The organism is Novosphingobium sp. (assembly GCF_041905565.1).
In the GTDB taxonomy this organism is placed as follows: domain Bacteria; phylum Pseudomonadota; class Alphaproteobacteria; order Sphingomonadales; family Sphingomonadaceae; genus Novosphingobium.
Genome location: NZ_JAYRKX010000008.1, coordinates 142,238 through 156,041 on the forward strand (window position 1 = coordinate 142,238; position 13,804 = coordinate 156,041).

Annotated in this window: 15 protein-coding genes and 1 pseudogene; 9 read left to right on the forward strand and 7 right to left on the reverse strand. The window is 66.0% G+C overall.

Annotated elements, in window-relative coordinates; genetic code table 11:
• Nucleotides 1–6: 6 nt before the first annotated feature.
• A complete protein-coding gene (locus ACE3N9_RS08810; protein ID WP_374282923.1) occupies nucleotides 7–1,866 on the reverse strand; it encodes a M20/M25/M40 family metallo-hydrolase in 1,860 nt (619 codons plus the stop codon).
• Between the two features lie 153 nt (nucleotides 1,867–2,019).
• Between ACE3N9_RS08810 and ACE3N9_RS08815 the strand changes: the two genes are divergently transcribed.
• From ACE3N9_RS08815 to rpsD, 6 genes are all read left to right on the forward strand, one after another.
• Nucleotides 2,020–2,472 carry an RpiB/LacA/LacB family sugar-phosphate isomerase gene (locus ACE3N9_RS08815; protein ID WP_374282925.1) on the forward strand — a complete coding sequence of 151 codons (453 nt, stop codon included), beginning with the start codon at nucleotides 2,020–2,022 and terminating at the stop codon, nucleotides 2,470–2,472.
• Nucleotides 2,469–3,782, forward strand: a complete 1,314-nt coding sequence (glyA, locus tag ACE3N9_RS08820; protein WP_374282927.1) for a serine hydroxymethyltransferase — start codon at nucleotides 2,469–2,471, stop codon at nucleotides 3,780–3,782. Before ACE3N9_RS08815 ends, glyA begins: the two co-directional genes overlap by 4 nt.
• Nucleotides 3,783–3,785: 3 nt before the next feature.
• Entirely contained in the window at nucleotides 3,786–3,986 is a 201-nt protein-coding gene (locus tag ACE3N9_RS08825) for a hypothetical protein (RefSeq protein WP_374282930.1), read from the forward strand.
• Entirely contained in the window at nucleotides 3,987–4,463 is a 477-nt protein-coding gene (gene nrdR, locus ACE3N9_RS08830) for a transcriptional regulator NrdR (protein ID WP_374282932.1), read from the forward strand.
• Nucleotides 4,447–5,190 carry an RNA methyltransferase gene (locus ACE3N9_RS08835; RefSeq protein WP_374282934.1) on the forward strand — a complete coding sequence of 248 codons (744 nt, stop codon included), beginning with the start codon at nucleotides 4,447–4,449 and terminating at the stop codon, nucleotides 5,188–5,190. The genes nrdR and ACE3N9_RS08835 overlap by 17 nt, the downstream gene beginning before the upstream one ends.
• 161 nt (nucleotides 5,191–5,351) lie before the next feature.
• The gene (gene rpsD / locus ACE3N9_RS08840) at nucleotides 5,352–5,966 is read left to right on the forward strand and encodes a 30S ribosomal protein S4 (protein WP_374282936.1); all 615 of its coding nucleotides are present in this window, start codon (nucleotides 5,352–5,354) and stop codon (nucleotides 5,964–5,966) included.
• Nucleotides 5,967–6,032: 66 nt separating this feature from the next.
• On the opposite strand, the gene ACE3N9_RS08845 is transcribed toward rpsD, so the two are convergent.
• From ACE3N9_RS08845 to ACE3N9_RS08860, 4 genes are all read right to left on the reverse strand, one after another.
• Nucleotides 6,033–8,024 (reverse strand): alpha/beta hydrolase family protein, encoded by a 1,992-nt coding sequence (locus ACE3N9_RS08845; protein WP_374282938.1) that lies wholly within the window; start codon nucleotides 8,022–8,024, stop codon nucleotides 6,033–6,035.
• A 106-nt stretch (nucleotides 8,025–8,130) separates the two neighbouring features.
• Nucleotides 8,131–9,261, reverse strand: a complete 1,131-nt coding sequence (gene tgt, locus ACE3N9_RS08850) for a tRNA guanosine(34) transglycosylase Tgt (RefSeq protein WP_374282940.1) — start codon at nucleotides 9,259–9,261, stop codon at nucleotides 8,131–8,133.
• Nucleotides 9,262–9,301: 40 nt separating this feature from the next.
• Entirely contained in the window at nucleotides 9,302–9,715 is a 414-nt protein-coding gene (locus ACE3N9_RS08855; RefSeq protein WP_374282942.1) for a hypothetical protein, read from the reverse strand.
• 56 nt (nucleotides 9,716–9,771) lie between these two features.
• Nucleotides 9,772–11,217, reverse strand: a complete 1,446-nt coding sequence (locus tag ACE3N9_RS08860) for a carotenoid oxygenase family protein (protein ID WP_374282944.1) — start codon at nucleotides 11,215–11,217, stop codon at nucleotides 9,772–9,774.
• A 35-nt stretch (nucleotides 11,218–11,252) separates the two neighbouring features.
• Here ACE3N9_RS08860 and ACE3N9_RS08865 point away from each other — a divergent pair, with 35 nt between their 5' ends.
• The 3 genes from ACE3N9_RS08865 to ACE3N9_RS08875 are packed head-to-tail and all read left to right on the forward strand — an operon-like array spanning nucleotide 11,253 to nucleotide 12,866.
• Entirely contained in the window at nucleotides 11,253–11,825 is a 573-nt protein-coding gene (locus ACE3N9_RS08865; protein WP_374282946.1) for a TetR/AcrR family transcriptional regulator, read from the forward strand.
• Between the two features lie 36 nt (nucleotides 11,826–11,861).
• Complete coding sequence (locus ACE3N9_RS08870) at nucleotides 11,862–12,515, forward strand: YkgJ family cysteine cluster protein (RefSeq protein ID WP_374282948.1); 654 nt, start codon at nucleotides 11,862–11,864, stop codon at nucleotides 12,513–12,515.
• 6 nt (nucleotides 12,516–12,521) lie between these two features.
• Nucleotides 12,522–12,866 (forward strand): hypothetical protein, encoded by a 345-nt coding sequence (locus ACE3N9_RS08875; protein WP_374282950.1) that lies wholly within the window; start codon nucleotides 12,522–12,524, stop codon nucleotides 12,864–12,866.
• Nucleotides 12,867–12,977: 111 nt separating this feature from the next.
• On the opposite strand, the pseudogene ACE3N9_RS08880 reads toward ACE3N9_RS08875, so the two are convergent.
• Together ACE3N9_RS08880 and ACE3N9_RS08885 are read right to left on the reverse strand one after the other, a co-directional pair.
• A pseudogene (locus tag ACE3N9_RS08880) lies at nucleotides 12,978–13,127 on the reverse strand (S-adenosylmethionine:tRNA ribosyltransferase-isomerase); the annotation flags it as partial.
• A 282-nt stretch (nucleotides 13,128–13,409) separates the two neighbouring features.
• The coding region (locus ACE3N9_RS08885) for a site-specific integrase (protein ID WP_374282952.1) at nucleotides 13,410–13,804 on the reverse strand (395 nt) is incomplete at its 5' end.

Consider the following 13,804-nt stretch of genomic DNA (forward strand, 5'->3'; position numbering starts at 1 on the left):
GGTCTTTCATTTCTTACTGTCGGAATAGACCGCGCGGCTTTCCGCCGGTGGGTCGAGCTGCACCCATAGCGCCACCGCGCAAGCCGCCAACAGCGCCCCGGCACCCAGCGCCCGCGCCCTGCGCGGCGCCAGTCCCGGCCACACCGGCAGCACTGCCAGCGCGCCGATTGCCAGCGGCAGGGCAGCGCCATAGGGCATGGTCGGCCCGACCCCCTGCATCAACTGGTGGCCCAGCGCGATCATGTAGCCCAGCACCAGCGCCGGCCCGGCCCAGTGGCTGAGCTTCAGGTGATCCTGCGCCGCCGAAACCATGCGCAGCGCCATCACCGCCAGCACCAGCAGTGCGACCACCAGCCAGGTCGGCCAGCCCAGCGAATCCCGCAGCAGTTCGCCCAGCGCCAGCAGGATCGTGCCGAGCAGCAGCAGCGAGAGCAGCGTTTCGCCGATCCGGCCCGCCAGTGTCGCGCCGCTGCGCTCCAACACCAGCACCGCCGCGACGATCAGCAGCGGCAGGACGAGGATATAGGCCGCCGTCGGCGCCATGGCCTGCGCCGCCACGGCAAGGCCCAGCAGTGGCATCGCCGCCCCGACTATGCCCCCCGGCGAACCGCGCCAGCTACCGAACACGGCCAGGAAGGCGGCAATCCCGCCGAGGGCAACCATCGCTTCAAGCAGCGGGATCGCGGCCAGTCGGTCGTAATAATTGGACGGCGCCATGCCCAGCGACAGCTTGTTCAGCGCGAAGAACGCGGTGCCTGCCAGGACGATGAAAGCGACCATCCGGCCCGCGCCGCCAAGCGCGCCAGTCAGGCCGTCGCGCCATGCGACCCATGCCAGCCCCAGCACCGCCAGCCCCAGCAACCCCCAACCCAGCCAGGCCGGCCAGGTGAGCGTGATCAGGCCGAACAGGTCGAAGAACACCGCGCTGGGGGCCTTGCCCGGCAGTTCCGGTGCGGCCAGCAACGCCGCGGTCAGGCCCAGCACCTGATCGCCCATGTCCTGCAGTGCGCCCTGGTCCAGCCGGTCCGGCGTGGCGAGCGGCGAATGGTACAGCCCGGACCGGCCGATGAAGGCGAAGTTGTAGGCGGTGTACGGCCCCTTGATCGCCGGGGTCAGGTCGGTGTCGTTGGGCAGCACCGAATAGACGAAGGCCGACAGCGACGAGGCGCCCGGCCGGTCCACCGCAGCGGCATAGAGCCGCACCGCCGCGCCATTGTCGCGCGAAGTCTGGAACAGCGTGGTGCGCCCGCCCCCGCCGCGCGCCTCCATGTTGATCACCGCGCCGACACGGGCGCGCAAAGGGTTCGCGGCAAAGAACTGGCGCGCGCCCTGCAGGCCCAGTTCCTCGGCATCGGTCAGCAGCACGATCAGGTCGCGCCGTTGGCCGCCGCGCGCCTTGACCGCGCGCACCACTTCCAGCGCGGCAGCAACCCCGGCGCTGTCATCCGCCGCGCCGGGCGAACCCCAGACCGTATCATGGTGCGCCATCAGCAGCACCGCAGGCGCGGTCCGGTCCTGCCCCGGCAGCACGCCGATCACGTTGGTCAACGTGGCCGGGGGATCATTGCGCCCGGTCCAGCGGTTGCGCTTGTCCGTGCCGCGTGCATCGACCGTGCCCTGCTCGGTGCTGACCGTCATGCCCAGCGCGCGCATGCGGCTGGCCAGATAATCGCGCACCTGCGCGTTCTCGGGCGTGGCGGTGATGTGGGGGATAGCGGAAATCGCGCGGACATCGGCCATGGCCAGATCGGCCGAGAAATGGCCCGGCGGTGAGCCGGCCATGACCGGTGCAGGCGGGGTCGTCGCCCTGATTGCCAGGCCGATTGCCAGCAGCAGAGCCAGAACCAGCGGCCATTTCCTGATCATCACGCTTTCCCCCGATTGGCCCCCGCAGGCTGCGCTGGCCGCGCGGACATGTCAAATCGGGCATTTCCGCCATCGCGCACTGGCATTGCGAGGCGCTCGCGACTAAGGGGGGCGCGAGCGATTCTTGCCCCCCGCAAACAGGCAGCCCACCCCATGCGTATCGCGATTGCATCCGATCATGCCGCCGTCGAGTTGAAGGCGGTGTTGCGCGAATATCTGATCGGCCTCGGTCACGAAGTGGCCGACCTCGGCCCGGAAACGGCCGACCGGGTGGATTACCCGGACTTCGGCTACAAGCTGGCCAGCGTGGTTGCCGATGGCACCGCCCGGTTCGGCGTGGTGCTGTGCGGCAGCGGGATCGGCATTTCGATTGCGGTCAACCGCAACCCGGCGTGCCGCTGCGCGCTGGTGTCCGAGCCGCTGTCCGCCGCCCTGGCGCGCGAACACAACGATGCCAACTGCATTGCGATGGGCGCGCGGCTGACCGGCGAGGACATGGCCAAGGCCTGTCTCGACGCTTTCCTGAACACTGATTTCGGCGGCGGCCGCCATTCCGGCCGCGTCGACAAGCTTTCCCATCCCCCCATCGAAGGAGCCTCCGCATGACCGTGACCGCCGACAAGCTGCCGGACGTCCGCTCGAAAGGTTTCTTCACCGCGCACCTCGCCGAAGCCGATCCCGAAGTGCACGCCGCGATCCAGAACGAGCTGAAGCGCCAGCGCCATAACATCGAGCTGATCGCGAGCGAGAACATTACCAGCCTGGCCGTGCTGGAAGCCACCGGCAGCGTGTTCACCAACAAGTATGCCGAGGGCTATCCGGGCAAGCGCTATTACGGCGGCTGCGAATATGCCGACGTGGTCGAAACCCTGGCGATCGAACGCGCCAAGCAGGTGTTCGGTTGCCAGTTCGCCAACGTCCAGCCCAATTCGGGCAGCCAGATGAACCAGGCGGTGTTCCTGGCGCTGCTGAACCCCGGCGACAGCTTCATGGGGCTCGACCTCAACTGCGGCGGGCACCTGACCCACGGCAGCCCCGTGAACATGAGCGGCAAGTGGTTCAAGCCGATCCCCTATGGCGTGCGCCGCGACGATGAAACCATCGACATGGACGAAGTTGCCCGCATCGCCCGCGAGAACAAACCGAAGCTGATCATCTGCGGCGGCACGGCCTATTCGCGCCACTGGGATTTCAAGCGCTTCCGCGAAATTGCGGACGAGGTTGGCGCTTACCTGCTGGCTGACATCTCGCACTTCTCGGGTCTGGTCGCGGGCGGCGCGCACCCCTCGCCGTTCCCCCATGCCCACGTGGTCACCACTACCACCCACAAGAGCCTGCGCGGCCCCCGCTCGGGCGTGATCCTGACCAATGACGAGGATCTGGCCAAGAAGCTCAATTCGGCGGTCTTCCCGGGCATGCAGGGCGGCCCGCTGGTCCATGTCATCGCCGCCAAGGCCGTGGCCTTTGGCGATGCGCTGAAGCCCGAATTCAAGGCCTATGCCGCGCAGATCGTCGCCAATGCCAAGGCGCTGGCCGAAAGCGTGACCGAGCAGGGCCTGCGCGTAGTATCCGGCGGGACCGACAACCACCTGATGCTGGTCGACCTGTCGGCCAAGGATGTGACCGGCAAGGCCGCTGAAAAGGGCCTCGATCGCGCCTGGCTGACCTGCAACAAGAACGGCATTCCCTATGACACGCGCTCGCCGTTCGTCACCTCGGGGATCCGGCTCGGCACCCCGGCGGGCACGACCCGCGGCTTCGGCGTCGAGGAGTTCCGCACCATCGGTCAGCTGATTGCCGAAACGGTGGACGGAATGGCCCGCAACGGCGATGAAGGCGATGGCCAGGTCGAAGCCCGCGTCCGCGCCCGGGTGGAAGAACTGTGCACCCGCTTCCCGATCTATCCGGAGCTGTAAGCCATGAGCAGTGATTTCGTCGAAGACGCCAAGGCCGAAATCACCGGCATGGCGAAGGGCGGGATGCGCCACCCATCGACCAAGCCGGTGCTGACCGGCGCGGCGGTTGGCGCGGTCGCCGGGCTGTTGTTGCCGGTCGTGTCGATCCCGGCGGGTCTGGCGATTGGCGCGGGCTATGCCTTCTACAAGCGGCTGCGCCCCTGAATGCGCTGTCCGTTCTGCGCACACGATGACAGCCAGGTAAAGGATTCGCGCCCGACCGAGGACAACACCGCGATCCGCCGCCGCCGCCAGTGCGAAGGTTGCGGCGCGCGCTTTACCACGTTCGAGCGGGTGCAACTGCGCGAGATTACCGTGGTCAAGAGCGACGGCACGCGCGAAGCGTTCGACCGCTCGAAGATCGACCAGTCGGTGATGCTGGCCTGCCGCAAGCGCGGGATCGCGCAGGAACGGCTCGACCAGCTCGTCTCGGGCGTGCAGCGCCAGATCGAGACCCAAGGCGAAAGCGAGGTTCCGGCCCGAGCGATCGGCGAAATGGTGATGGAAGGGCTGCGCCGGCTGGATGCCGTGGCCTATATCCGCTTTGCCAGCGTCTATCGCGACTTTACCGAGGCGCGCGACTTCGAGGAATTTGCCAGCACGATCCAGGACGTGGGCGGACGCGATGTCGGCAAAGGCTGAGCGCAAGCCGGTGATCGTCCTGGTCCGGCCGCAGCTGGGCGAGAACATCGGCAAGGCGGCGCGCGCCATGCTGAATTTCGGACTGGCCGAGCTGCGGCTGGTTACCCCGCGCGACGGCTGGCCCAACCCCAGCGCCGGCCCCGCCGCCGCCGGAGCCGATGTGGTGCTGGAACGCGCCGCCGTGTTCGACAGCCTGGCCGAAGCCGTGGCCGACTGCGCCCATGTCTATGCCACCACCGTGCGCAAGCGCGGGGTGACCAAGCCGGTGCTGACGCCTGAGGAAGCGGCCCGCGCGATCCATACCGAACAGGGCCGCTCGGCGCTGGTGTTCGGGCCGGAACGTTCGGGCCTGGAAACCGATGACGTGGCGCTCGCGCGGGCGATCGTGACCGTGCCGATCAATCCCGAATTCGCCTCGCTCAACCTTGCGCAGGCGGTGATCTTGTGTGCCTACGAATGGTCGAAACAGGCTGACCTTGCGCAGCCGACGGTCGAGGAACTGCTGCCCCCCGCCCCGCAGGTCGAGCTGGAAGGCATGATTGCCCAGTTCGAGGACCTGCTGGTCCCGACCGGCTATTTCCGTCCACCCAGCCGCGCCGCCGCAACCCGGCGGACCTTGCGCAACATGCTGACCAAACCCGGCTGGAATCACCTCGAAGTGCGGACCATGCGCGGCGTGCTGTCCTCGCTGGCGCGCGGCCCGCGCGAGGACGACGGGAACGCTTGACTTTCCGCGCCTGTGCGGCCAAAGGCGCGCCTTCGCAATTGGTCCCGCACTCCCGGTGAAGCGGTGGCCGCATCTCGCATTCAGGCGAAATGGTGCGAATTCCGGGGCTTTGAGCGGGGCGAACGGCGTCCCGCATTGCAAATTGAAGGATAGGACGCGCCATGTCGAAGCGCCATTCGTCGAAGTACAAAATTGACCGCCGTATGGGCGAAAACATCTGGGGTCGCCCGAAGAGCTCGGTCAACCGCCGTTCGTATGGCCCTGGCCAGCACGGCCAGCGCCGCAAGAGCAAGGTTTCGGACTTCGGCATCCAGCTGCGCGCCAAGCAGAAGCTCAAGGGCTACTACGGCGACGTCACCGAAAAGCAGTTCAAGCGCACCTACCAGGAAGCCGCCCAGATGAAGGGCGATACCGGCCAGAACCTGATCGGCCTGCTCGAACAGCGCCTGGACATGGTGGTCTACCGCGCCAAGTTCGCGCCGACCATCTTCTCGGCCCGCCAGGTCGTGTCGCACGGTCACATCTATGTGAACGGCGTGAAGTGCAACATCGCCAGCCGCCGCGTGCGTCCGGGCGACGTGGTCAGCCTGGGCAAGAAGGCCAAGGAAATGGCCCTGATCGCCGAAGCGCAGACCCTGCCGGAACGCGAAATCCCTGATTATGTCGCGCCCGACGGCACCGACAAGATCACCTTCGTGCGCGTCCCGACGCTCGACGAAGTGCCCTATCCGGTGAAGATGGAACCGAACCTGGTCGTCGAATTCTATTCGCGCTAAGTTCCGGTCTTCCAACTGGAATGCAAGAAAAGGGCGGTCCCGCGGGGCCGCCCTTTTCGCATCGGGTCAGTTTGCCGGCAGGCCCATCGCCTTGCGCAGGAACTGGTCGCTTTCCAGCAGCATCCGGGTCCGCGCCGCGCTGTCGGCCAGGTTGTGCTTCAGCCCCGGAAACTCGACCAGCTGGACCTGCTTGCCCGCGCCCTGGAGCTTGCCCAGCATCAGCCGGCTTTCGGTGATCTTGACGTTCTGGTCGCGGTCGCCGTGGAACATCAGCACCGGAGCCTTGATCCGCGCGACGTTCTGCGCAGGGCTGCCTTCCTTCACGTGCGGGCCCTGGCCGATATAGGCATCGACCAGCGGGAAATTGACGAAGTCGCGCGCCTCGCTGCGCAGCTGTTCCAGATCGGTCACCGGGGCAATGGCGACGATGCCCTTGAACAGGTCCGGATCAAGCACCGAGCTTTGCAGCGCGGCATAGCCGCCATAGGACCAGCCGACGGTCCCGAGCTTGTCCGGCGCGGCGATGCCCTGCGATTTCAGCCAGCGCCCGGCATCGACCACATCGCCTATCGCGATCTTCCACGATTTGAACCCGTTCTGCTGATACCACGAAGCACCATAGCCGGTGGACCCGCGAAAGTTGGGTTGCAGCACCGCAAAGCCGCGTGCGGCAAAGAACTGGACCAGCCAGTCGAACCCCCATTCGTCACGCGCGCCGGGGCCGCCATGCGGCATGACCACGGCGGGAATGTTCTTGCCGCTGCTGCCCACCGGCAGGGTCAGGTAAGCGGGGATCTGCGTGCCATCGGCCGCCGGAAAGGTGATCGCCTGCATCGGCGCCATCGCCTGCCCGGTCAGTTCCGGCCGCACCGGCAGCACCTCGCCCAACTGACGGGTGGCCTTGTCGAACAGGTAGAACTTGCCCGCATCGGTATCGCTCGCGGCCAGCAGCAGCAGCTTGCCTTCGTCGGCCGTGGCATCGACGAAGGAAATCAGCGGTTTGCCCGGCAGCGCCCGGCCCAGCCCGGCGGCCAGCTTCTTGAGATCGGGATCGAAATATTCAACCGTGCGCCGTTCGGTGGCATAGCTGGCGCCGACCACCCGGCCCTGCCGCCCGATCCGCACCAGCCCGTCAACATCGACATCGCCGCGCCCTAGCTCCAGCTTGCGCGTGCCGGTGCCGTCCAGCGCCACGCTGAACAGGGCCGAGCGGCCGTCCTGATCATCGAAGCCATAGACGACGTTGCGCGCCGCATCGACCGCATAGGGATTGAAGCCGCCCACCCCGGTCGACTTGACGTCCAGGCTGGACAGCGCTTGCCATTCACGGCTGGCCCGACGGCGGAAAAAATACTTCACCTTGTCGCGCAGCAGGCCATCGGGATCGGCACTCATCGTGCCCATGATCCGCACCATGCCGTGGCCGTCGCTAATATATTCGGCAGCATCCGGACGGGGGCGTTCCACGGTGCGGCGCTTGGCGGTCAGGCTGTCGACTTCCTCGACGCCCAGGCCCGACTTGGCGGTGGAGACGTTCGAATCCCGCCCGTCCTCGTCAACGAAGGCGCGGGTCATCAGCACGCTGCCCGGCTTGCCCGCCACGTCCCAGTCGATCACCGCGCCGCCGTTCTGCACGATACCAATCGCGCGCGAGGTGTTGGGGCTGAGCATGACGGCGTTGCCGCCATCGGCATCCAAGGCATAGGCGCGGGTGAAGCCCAGCAATTGCCCGGCATTGTTATAGACGACATAGACCTTGCAAACGAGCCGCGCGGCGTTGGACCAGCCGCACCAGTAGATCTGTTCGTCCTTGCCGTGCGAGGCGATCGCCAGCTTGGGCAGCGCAGTGCCGGTCAGGTCGGCGACATAGACCACGGTGCCGGCAGTGGGATGCGGCGTGACATAGGCAACCTTGGTGCCATCGGGCGAAAGACTGATCTGCTGCACCGCCTCAAGCGCGCCGAACCGCGCGGCGACGGCCGGCGCATCCTCGGCCGCAGCCGACACGGCGGCACAAATCCCGATCGCGGCCACGCTGGCCATCCATACTGCGCGCATACCCACCCCCTTGTTGCAACGGAGGCAAGCCTTGCCCGGAGAAGGGCCTGAAACAAGGGTAAAAATGTCGCCCTGCGCCAATCCATGGCGCGTTCTGGGCCGGGCCTTACTTGCCGAGATAATCGCGGCGGAACTGCGCGGCGAAAGCGGCGAAACGCCCTTCCCCGATGGCCGCGCGCATCGCCGCCATCAACTGCTGGTAGAAGGTCAAGTTGTGTTCCGTCAGCAGCATCGCGCCCAGAATCTCGCCGCTTCTGTGCAGGTGGTGAAGATAGGCGCGGCTGTACTTGGTGCAGCAATCGCCGGGGCAGCGCTCGTCCAGCGGGGCCGGATCCTCGGCATGGCGGGCATTGCGCAGGTTGACCGGGCCATTCCACGTGAAGCCCTGCCCGTTGCGGCCCGAACGGCTGGGCAGCACGCAATCGAACATGTCGACCCCGCGCTCCACCGCGCCGACCAGATCGTCGGGCTTGCCCACCCCCATCAGGTAGCGCGGCCGGTCTGCCGGCAGCATGTCGGGCGCGAAATCGAGCGTGGCGAACATCGCCTCCTGCCCTTCGCCCACGGCCAGGCCGCCGATGGCATAGCCGTCGAAGCCGATCTCCTGCAGCGCCTCGGCGCTTTCGCGGCGCAGCGCCTCGTCCAGCGCGCCTTGCTGGATGCCGAACAGCGCGCTGCGTTCGGCGTGTTCCGCGCCGCTGTCGAACCCGGCACGACTGCGCTGCGCCCAGCGCATCGACATGCGCATCGATGCGGCGATCACTTCGCGCGGGGCATCGGCGCGGGGGCATTCGTCAAAGGCCATGACGATGTCGCTGCCCAGCAGGCGCTGGATTTCCATCGACCGTTCCGGGGTCAGCAGATGGCGCGAACCATCGAGGTGGCTTTTGAAAGTCACCCCGTCCTCGGTAATCTTGCGTAGGTCCGACAGGCTCATCACCTGATAGCCGCCGCTGTCGGTCAGGATCGGGCGGTCCCAGTTCATGAACTTGTGCAGCCCACCCAGCCGCGCGACCCGTTCGGCCCCCGGGCGCAGCATCAGGTGATAGGTGTTGCCCAACAGGATGTCCGCCCCCGTCGCGCGGACGGTTTCGGGCTTCATCGCCTTGACCGTGGCGGCCGTGCCCACCGGCATGAACGCAGGCGTGCGGATTTCGCCCCGGCGCATGGCGATTGTGCCGGTGCGGGCCTTGCCATCGGTGGCGTGGATCGAGAACTGGAAGCGCGGCGGGCTCATCGCAGCGCCGTTAGCGGGAAAGGCGGCGCGGCGCCAGCGTTCAGGCGGCGTCGACCAGCGCGGTCAGCGCGCCGTGCAACTCGGCCCACAGCGCGGCTTCCTCGGCCGCATCGGCCGGGCAGGTCTGCGCCAGCACCTCGACCGTCGCGGCGAGCAATTCGCGGTACCAGTTGGCCGGGATGTGCAGCGTGTCGGCATGATGCGGAACCGAGGTATAGATGATGATCTCGATCTCGCTGCGCCGTTCGAACCAGGTCATCACGCAGTAAAGCGCATTATCGACCATTTCGGCCTGCAAGCGCTGCGGATTGTGCGGCCAGTGGTGGGCAAAGCTGGCTTCGGCATCCGGGCACCGGCCCAGGAACCGCGCCATGACCAGCGGGGTGATATCGCCCAACTGCTCGGCCGCGCGTTCCACCGCGGCATCGACGATCTGCTGCTTGTGCTTGTCCATGCCCTCTCCTGCCCTTGCCGGTTAGCAAGGGCAGGCACAGGCGGCGTTGATATTTGTCAAGCCACGTCGGGCAGCCAGTTGCCGTGGAAGCCCGGCGGGATGCGGTGCGGGATGTGCACGCTGGCAACCGGCGGCTTGGCCATGTCAGCCGCATCGAGGATCACCAGGTCGGTGGTGTCGCTGGCGGTATCGATGACATAGCCCATCACCCAGCCGTCGCCTTCGGGCGCATCGGCGCTGCGCGGCACGAAGACGAATTCGCCCGGCACCTTGCCCGGCCCGAAATCGTGGGCCTGCCGTTCGCCCGTGTGCAGATCGTAGCGATAGATCGGCGCGCTGCCGAGGAAGGCGCTGTCGCCCGATGGCAGGCCCAGCGACCAGGCATAGCGATAGGGTTGGCCGAAGAAGCGTTCGTCCGGGCGGTGGAACTCCTGCGGTGCGGTATCGAGCGTGGTGCGGGTTACCTTGCCGGCCACCGGATCGATGGTCCAGCGTTCCATGCCCAGCGCCTTGCCATTGGGCCCGTCCTGCCCGCCCGCGAACATGGTTTCGTGGACCGACATGTCGCAGATCACCGTGCCGTCCGGCGCGTCATAGCTGTTGGCGACGTGGAACACGTAGCACGGATCGACCGCGCACCAGGCGATCTGGTCCGCCGTGCCGCCGCGCGGCAGCAGCCCAACGCGGGCCTGATGCGCCGGGTTCCAGGCATAGGGGAACTGCGCCCCGCCGATCAGCGCCTTCATCGAGAAGGTCACCGGCAGGTCGAACACCAGCACGTACTTCTGCGTGATCGCGCTTTCGTGGATCGAGGGGCCGTCCTGCACCGGGATCGGTTCCTGGCGCACCACCTTGCCTTCGGGCGAAACGACCACGTGCCACACGGTATCCTGCGTCATGCCGTCATAGCAGATCGCGTGCAATTCGCCGGTCAGCGGGTCTTCGTGGGGGTGGGCGCTGAACGGCACGGTCAGTGTGCCGCCGAAATCGGTATAGGCGCGGGTTTCCAGGTTCTCGTCCAGTTCGGCCGGGAACGAACCCGCCTCGACGATCGCCAGGGTCTTGCCACGATGCTGGATAACATTGGTGTTGACCATGTCGCGCCGTCCCCGGCGCGGCCCCGGCGCGGCCTTGGGCCCACCCTTTGCCTCAAGGTCGCGCGACCTGATGTAGCGGTTGCGATACCACAGCGCCTTGCCGCCTTGCAGGCGCACGCCGTGCACCATGCCGTCACCGATGAACCAGTGGTGCCCGCGCGGATCGGGATTGAACGGGTTCGGCCCGTTGCGCACATAGCGCCCGCTCAGTTCCACCGGGATCGTGCCGGTGACCGCAAGATCGGTGATCGTGCGTTCATCGTGCAGCGGGGCGTGGATCCCGGTCAGGAATGGATGGGCGCGGTCCTCGTCCTGGCGGCTGCGGTTGAAACTGGCCAGGGCGGTTACGCCCTTGGTCACCACGGAGCGGATTGCGGTCTCTACTGCGCTTGCCATCTGGAGCATCTCCCGGTAATGTTTATGGCGTAAACATAGCGGCAATGGTAACAGTGTCAACATCGAAATCGTATCACCACGGCGACCTGCGCGCCGCCCTGCTTGAAGCCGGGCTCAAAGCGCTGGAAACGACCGCGGTCGAGGACATCTCGCTGCGCCAGATCGCGCGCGACGTGGGTGTCTCGGCCACGGCGGTCTATCGCCACTTCCCCGACAAGCGCGCGCTGCTTTCAGCCATGGCCGATGCGGGGATCGAGCAACTTGCCCAGGAACAACAACGCGCCGCCCAGGCCGCGGGCGAGGCAACCGCCTTTGCCGCCACGGGCCGCGCCTATGTCCGCTTTGCCATGGCTCATCCCGCGCTATTTCGCCTGATCTTTGCCTATACTTGCCCGACCGGTGAAACGGTTTTCGGCAACAGCATGGCGGCCCGGATGCTACAGGAATTCTCCACCCGCTATACCGCCAGCGAGGACGAGGCCCAGCTGCTGGTTATCCAGGCCTGGTCGGTAGTCCACGGCCTGGCCATGCTGATGCTGGACGGGCAATTGCCGCCTGACGATGCCTTGATCGACCGCGTGATCGACCCGCAGCGGCTGTTCAGACTGGCGGGATGATTGCCGGGAACGCCCGTATACGCCTATTGTCGCGTCATGGCCCTTCCCGCCCAGCATGTCGCCGCGCGCGCCCAGCCGTTTGCCTTTCGTTGCAGCGCCTGTTCGCATTGCTGCCACCACAAGGTCATCCAGACCAACCCGTTCGAGCTGGCGCAGCTTGCCGCCTTCCTGGAACTTGACGCGGCCGACCTGCGCGCGCGCTGGACCACGGACGGCCAGGGCACCGAACTGGCCCGCACCGCGCAGGATGCCTGCGTGTTCCTGGGCCCGGCGGGTTGCACCGTGCATCCGGCGCGCCCGCTGGTCTGCCGCCTGTATCCGCTGGGCCGGGTGCGTACAGGCGACGGCACCGAACAATGGCATCAGCTCGATCCGCATCCGCTGTCAGGCGGCAGCTTTGGCGGCAAGGGCACGATTGCCGACTATCTCGCTGCGCAGCAGGCCCAGAGCTATATCGACGCCGCCGATGGCTATGCCGAATGGGTCAACCAGGCGCGCGAAGTCCTGGCGCGCCTACCGGAAAGCAGCGCCGCACATGGCGCCGCACTCGACCTGCTGGACCTTGACCGGGCGGTGGCGGAGCACTGCGCCCGGCATGGCCTGGACGAACCGCAGGCCCCGCTCTTGCGCTTGGACATGCACCTGCGCTTGCTGTATGACTGGTTGGCAGAGCTGGACGGGAAAGGGTAACAAGCCATGGCGAAAAACACCCACAGTCATCGCGGCACACCGGCAACTGGCCGGAACACCTCCATCGCATCGGCAATCACGCTGCTCAGCGCCTCGCTGGGCATGGCGCTCCCCGCAGAAGCGGCCGAACCGCCGGTCGGGATCAGCAGCACCCAGCACAAGCTGGAAAGCCAGCAACACAAGCTGAACAGCCAGCAGCACAAAATGGACAGCCAACAGCATAAAATGGACAGCATGCAGTTCAAGCTGGACAGTCAGCAGCACAAACTGGACAGCCAGCAACACAAGATGGATAGTCGGCAGATCAAGTTGAACAGTCAGCAGTTCAAGCAGGCCATCCCCGGACAATAGCGGGCAGACTTTCAGGCTGAAGGCTGATCTGCCCCCGCAGACCCCTTCACATCCTGCCCGGTCAGGCCCCCGCGCAGCGTCAGCCAACTGGCGCCGCGCCGCCCATCCCGATCAGCCTGGCGACTCGGCATCAAGCCGCGTGGGCAACAACAAACTCGAATCACCATAGGAATAGAACCGATAGCCCGCCGCAATCGCGTGGGCATAGGCAGCCTGCATGCGCTCCAGCCCCATCAGCGCGCTGACCAGCATGAACAGAATTAACCACATAGGTTCAAAAGGTGAAGAAAAATAAGACAAACTTCTGAATCTATGTGTGTATTTTTCCGATCACCTACCGATCACCCATCTTCGCCGGATTGCCGGAATCCCCAAATTCCAATGCGAGAGGCATTTCCGATCAGAGGTGGATAATCCACTTCACCTACCCACCGCCCATTCGCAGCCGAAATCCCCCGTTGGGCGAAATCAGCATGTAAGCCAGTGCCCGGCCGCCCTGCCCGTCAGTTCACACCAACAGAACAAGGCAACCGGGTTCAGGCATCAAACCACTTTGCGCGACCAGTCTGCCCCCATGTGATCGGCAGCGGCATTGGCAGCGGCAAGCAGGGTTTCCGACGCCAAATGGGCATAGCGCTGGGTAGTCTTCGTCTGGGCGTGACCAAGGATAGTGCCCACAACATAGAGAGACTGCCCGCTGTTCACGAGATTCGAGGCACAGGAATGCCTCAGGTCGTGCATACGAACGTCGGGCAAACCAGCAGCCTTCCGTGCCTTGTCCCAGCAGTGATAGACCGACCAAAACGGCTGTAGGCTAGCGTCCGCGCTCGTGGTGTAATTTCCGGTGTATGTGACGGTGTATTCCGGGGTGGGGCATGCCCCACCCCGGAATGCGGCGTCGCTGGTGGCCACCGGGCTCATCGTTATGGTGGAGTTTG

Excerpts from the sequence above, each read along its gene's own strand:
- ACE3N9_RS08870 (WP_374282948.1), top strand. The coding sequence starts at position 11,862 with ATGGCCCTTCCCGCCCAGCATGTCGCCGCGCGCGCCCAGCCGTTTGCC.
- ACE3N9_RS08875 (WP_374282950.1), top strand. The coding sequence starts at position 12,522 with ATGGCGAAAAACACCCACAGTCATCGCGGCACACCGGCAACTGGCCGG.
- rpsD (WP_374282936.1), top strand. The coding sequence starts at position 5,352 with ATGTCGAAGCGCCATTCGTCGAAGTACAAAATTGACCGCCGTATGGGC.
- ACE3N9_RS08815 (WP_374282925.1), top strand. The coding sequence starts at position 2,020 with ATGCGTATCGCGATTGCATCCGATCATGCCGCCGTCGAGTTGAAGGCG.
- ACE3N9_RS08835 (WP_374282934.1), top strand. The coding sequence starts at position 4,447 with ATGTCGGCAAAGGCTGAGCGCAAGCCGGTGATCGTCCTGGTCCGGCCG.
- ACE3N9_RS08860 (WP_374282944.1), bottom strand. The coding sequence starts at position 11,217 with ATGCTCCAGATGGCAAGCGCAGTAGAGACCGCAATCCGCTCCGTGGTG.
- nrdR (WP_374282932.1), top strand. The coding sequence starts at position 3,987 with ATGCGCTGTCCGTTCTGCGCACACGATGACAGCCAGGTAAAGGATTCG.
- ACE3N9_RS08845 (WP_374282938.1), bottom strand. The coding sequence starts at position 8,024 with ATGCGCGCAGTATGGATGGCCAGCGTGGCCGCGATCGGGATTTGTGCC.
- tgt (WP_374282940.1), bottom strand. The coding sequence starts at position 9,261 with ATGAGCCCGCCGCGCTTCCAGTTCTCGATCCACGCCACCGATGGCAAG.
- ACE3N9_RS08825 (WP_374282930.1), top strand. The coding sequence starts at position 3,786 with ATGAGCAGTGATTTCGTCGAAGACGCCAAGGCCGAAATCACCGGCATG.
- ACE3N9_RS08865 (WP_374282946.1), top strand. The coding sequence starts at position 11,253 with ATGGTAACAGTGTCAACATCGAAATCGTATCACCACGGCGACCTGCGC.
- ACE3N9_RS08810 (WP_374282923.1), bottom strand. The coding sequence starts at position 1,866 with ATGATCAGGAAATGGCCGCTGGTTCTGGCTCTGCTGCTGGCAATCGGC.
- ACE3N9_RS08855 (WP_374282942.1), bottom strand. The coding sequence starts at position 9,715 with ATGGACAAGCACAAGCAGCAGATCGTCGATGCCGCGGTGGAACGCGCG.
- glyA (WP_374282927.1), top strand. The coding sequence starts at position 2,469 with ATGACCGTGACCGCCGACAAGCTGCCGGACGTCCGCTCGAAAGGTTTC.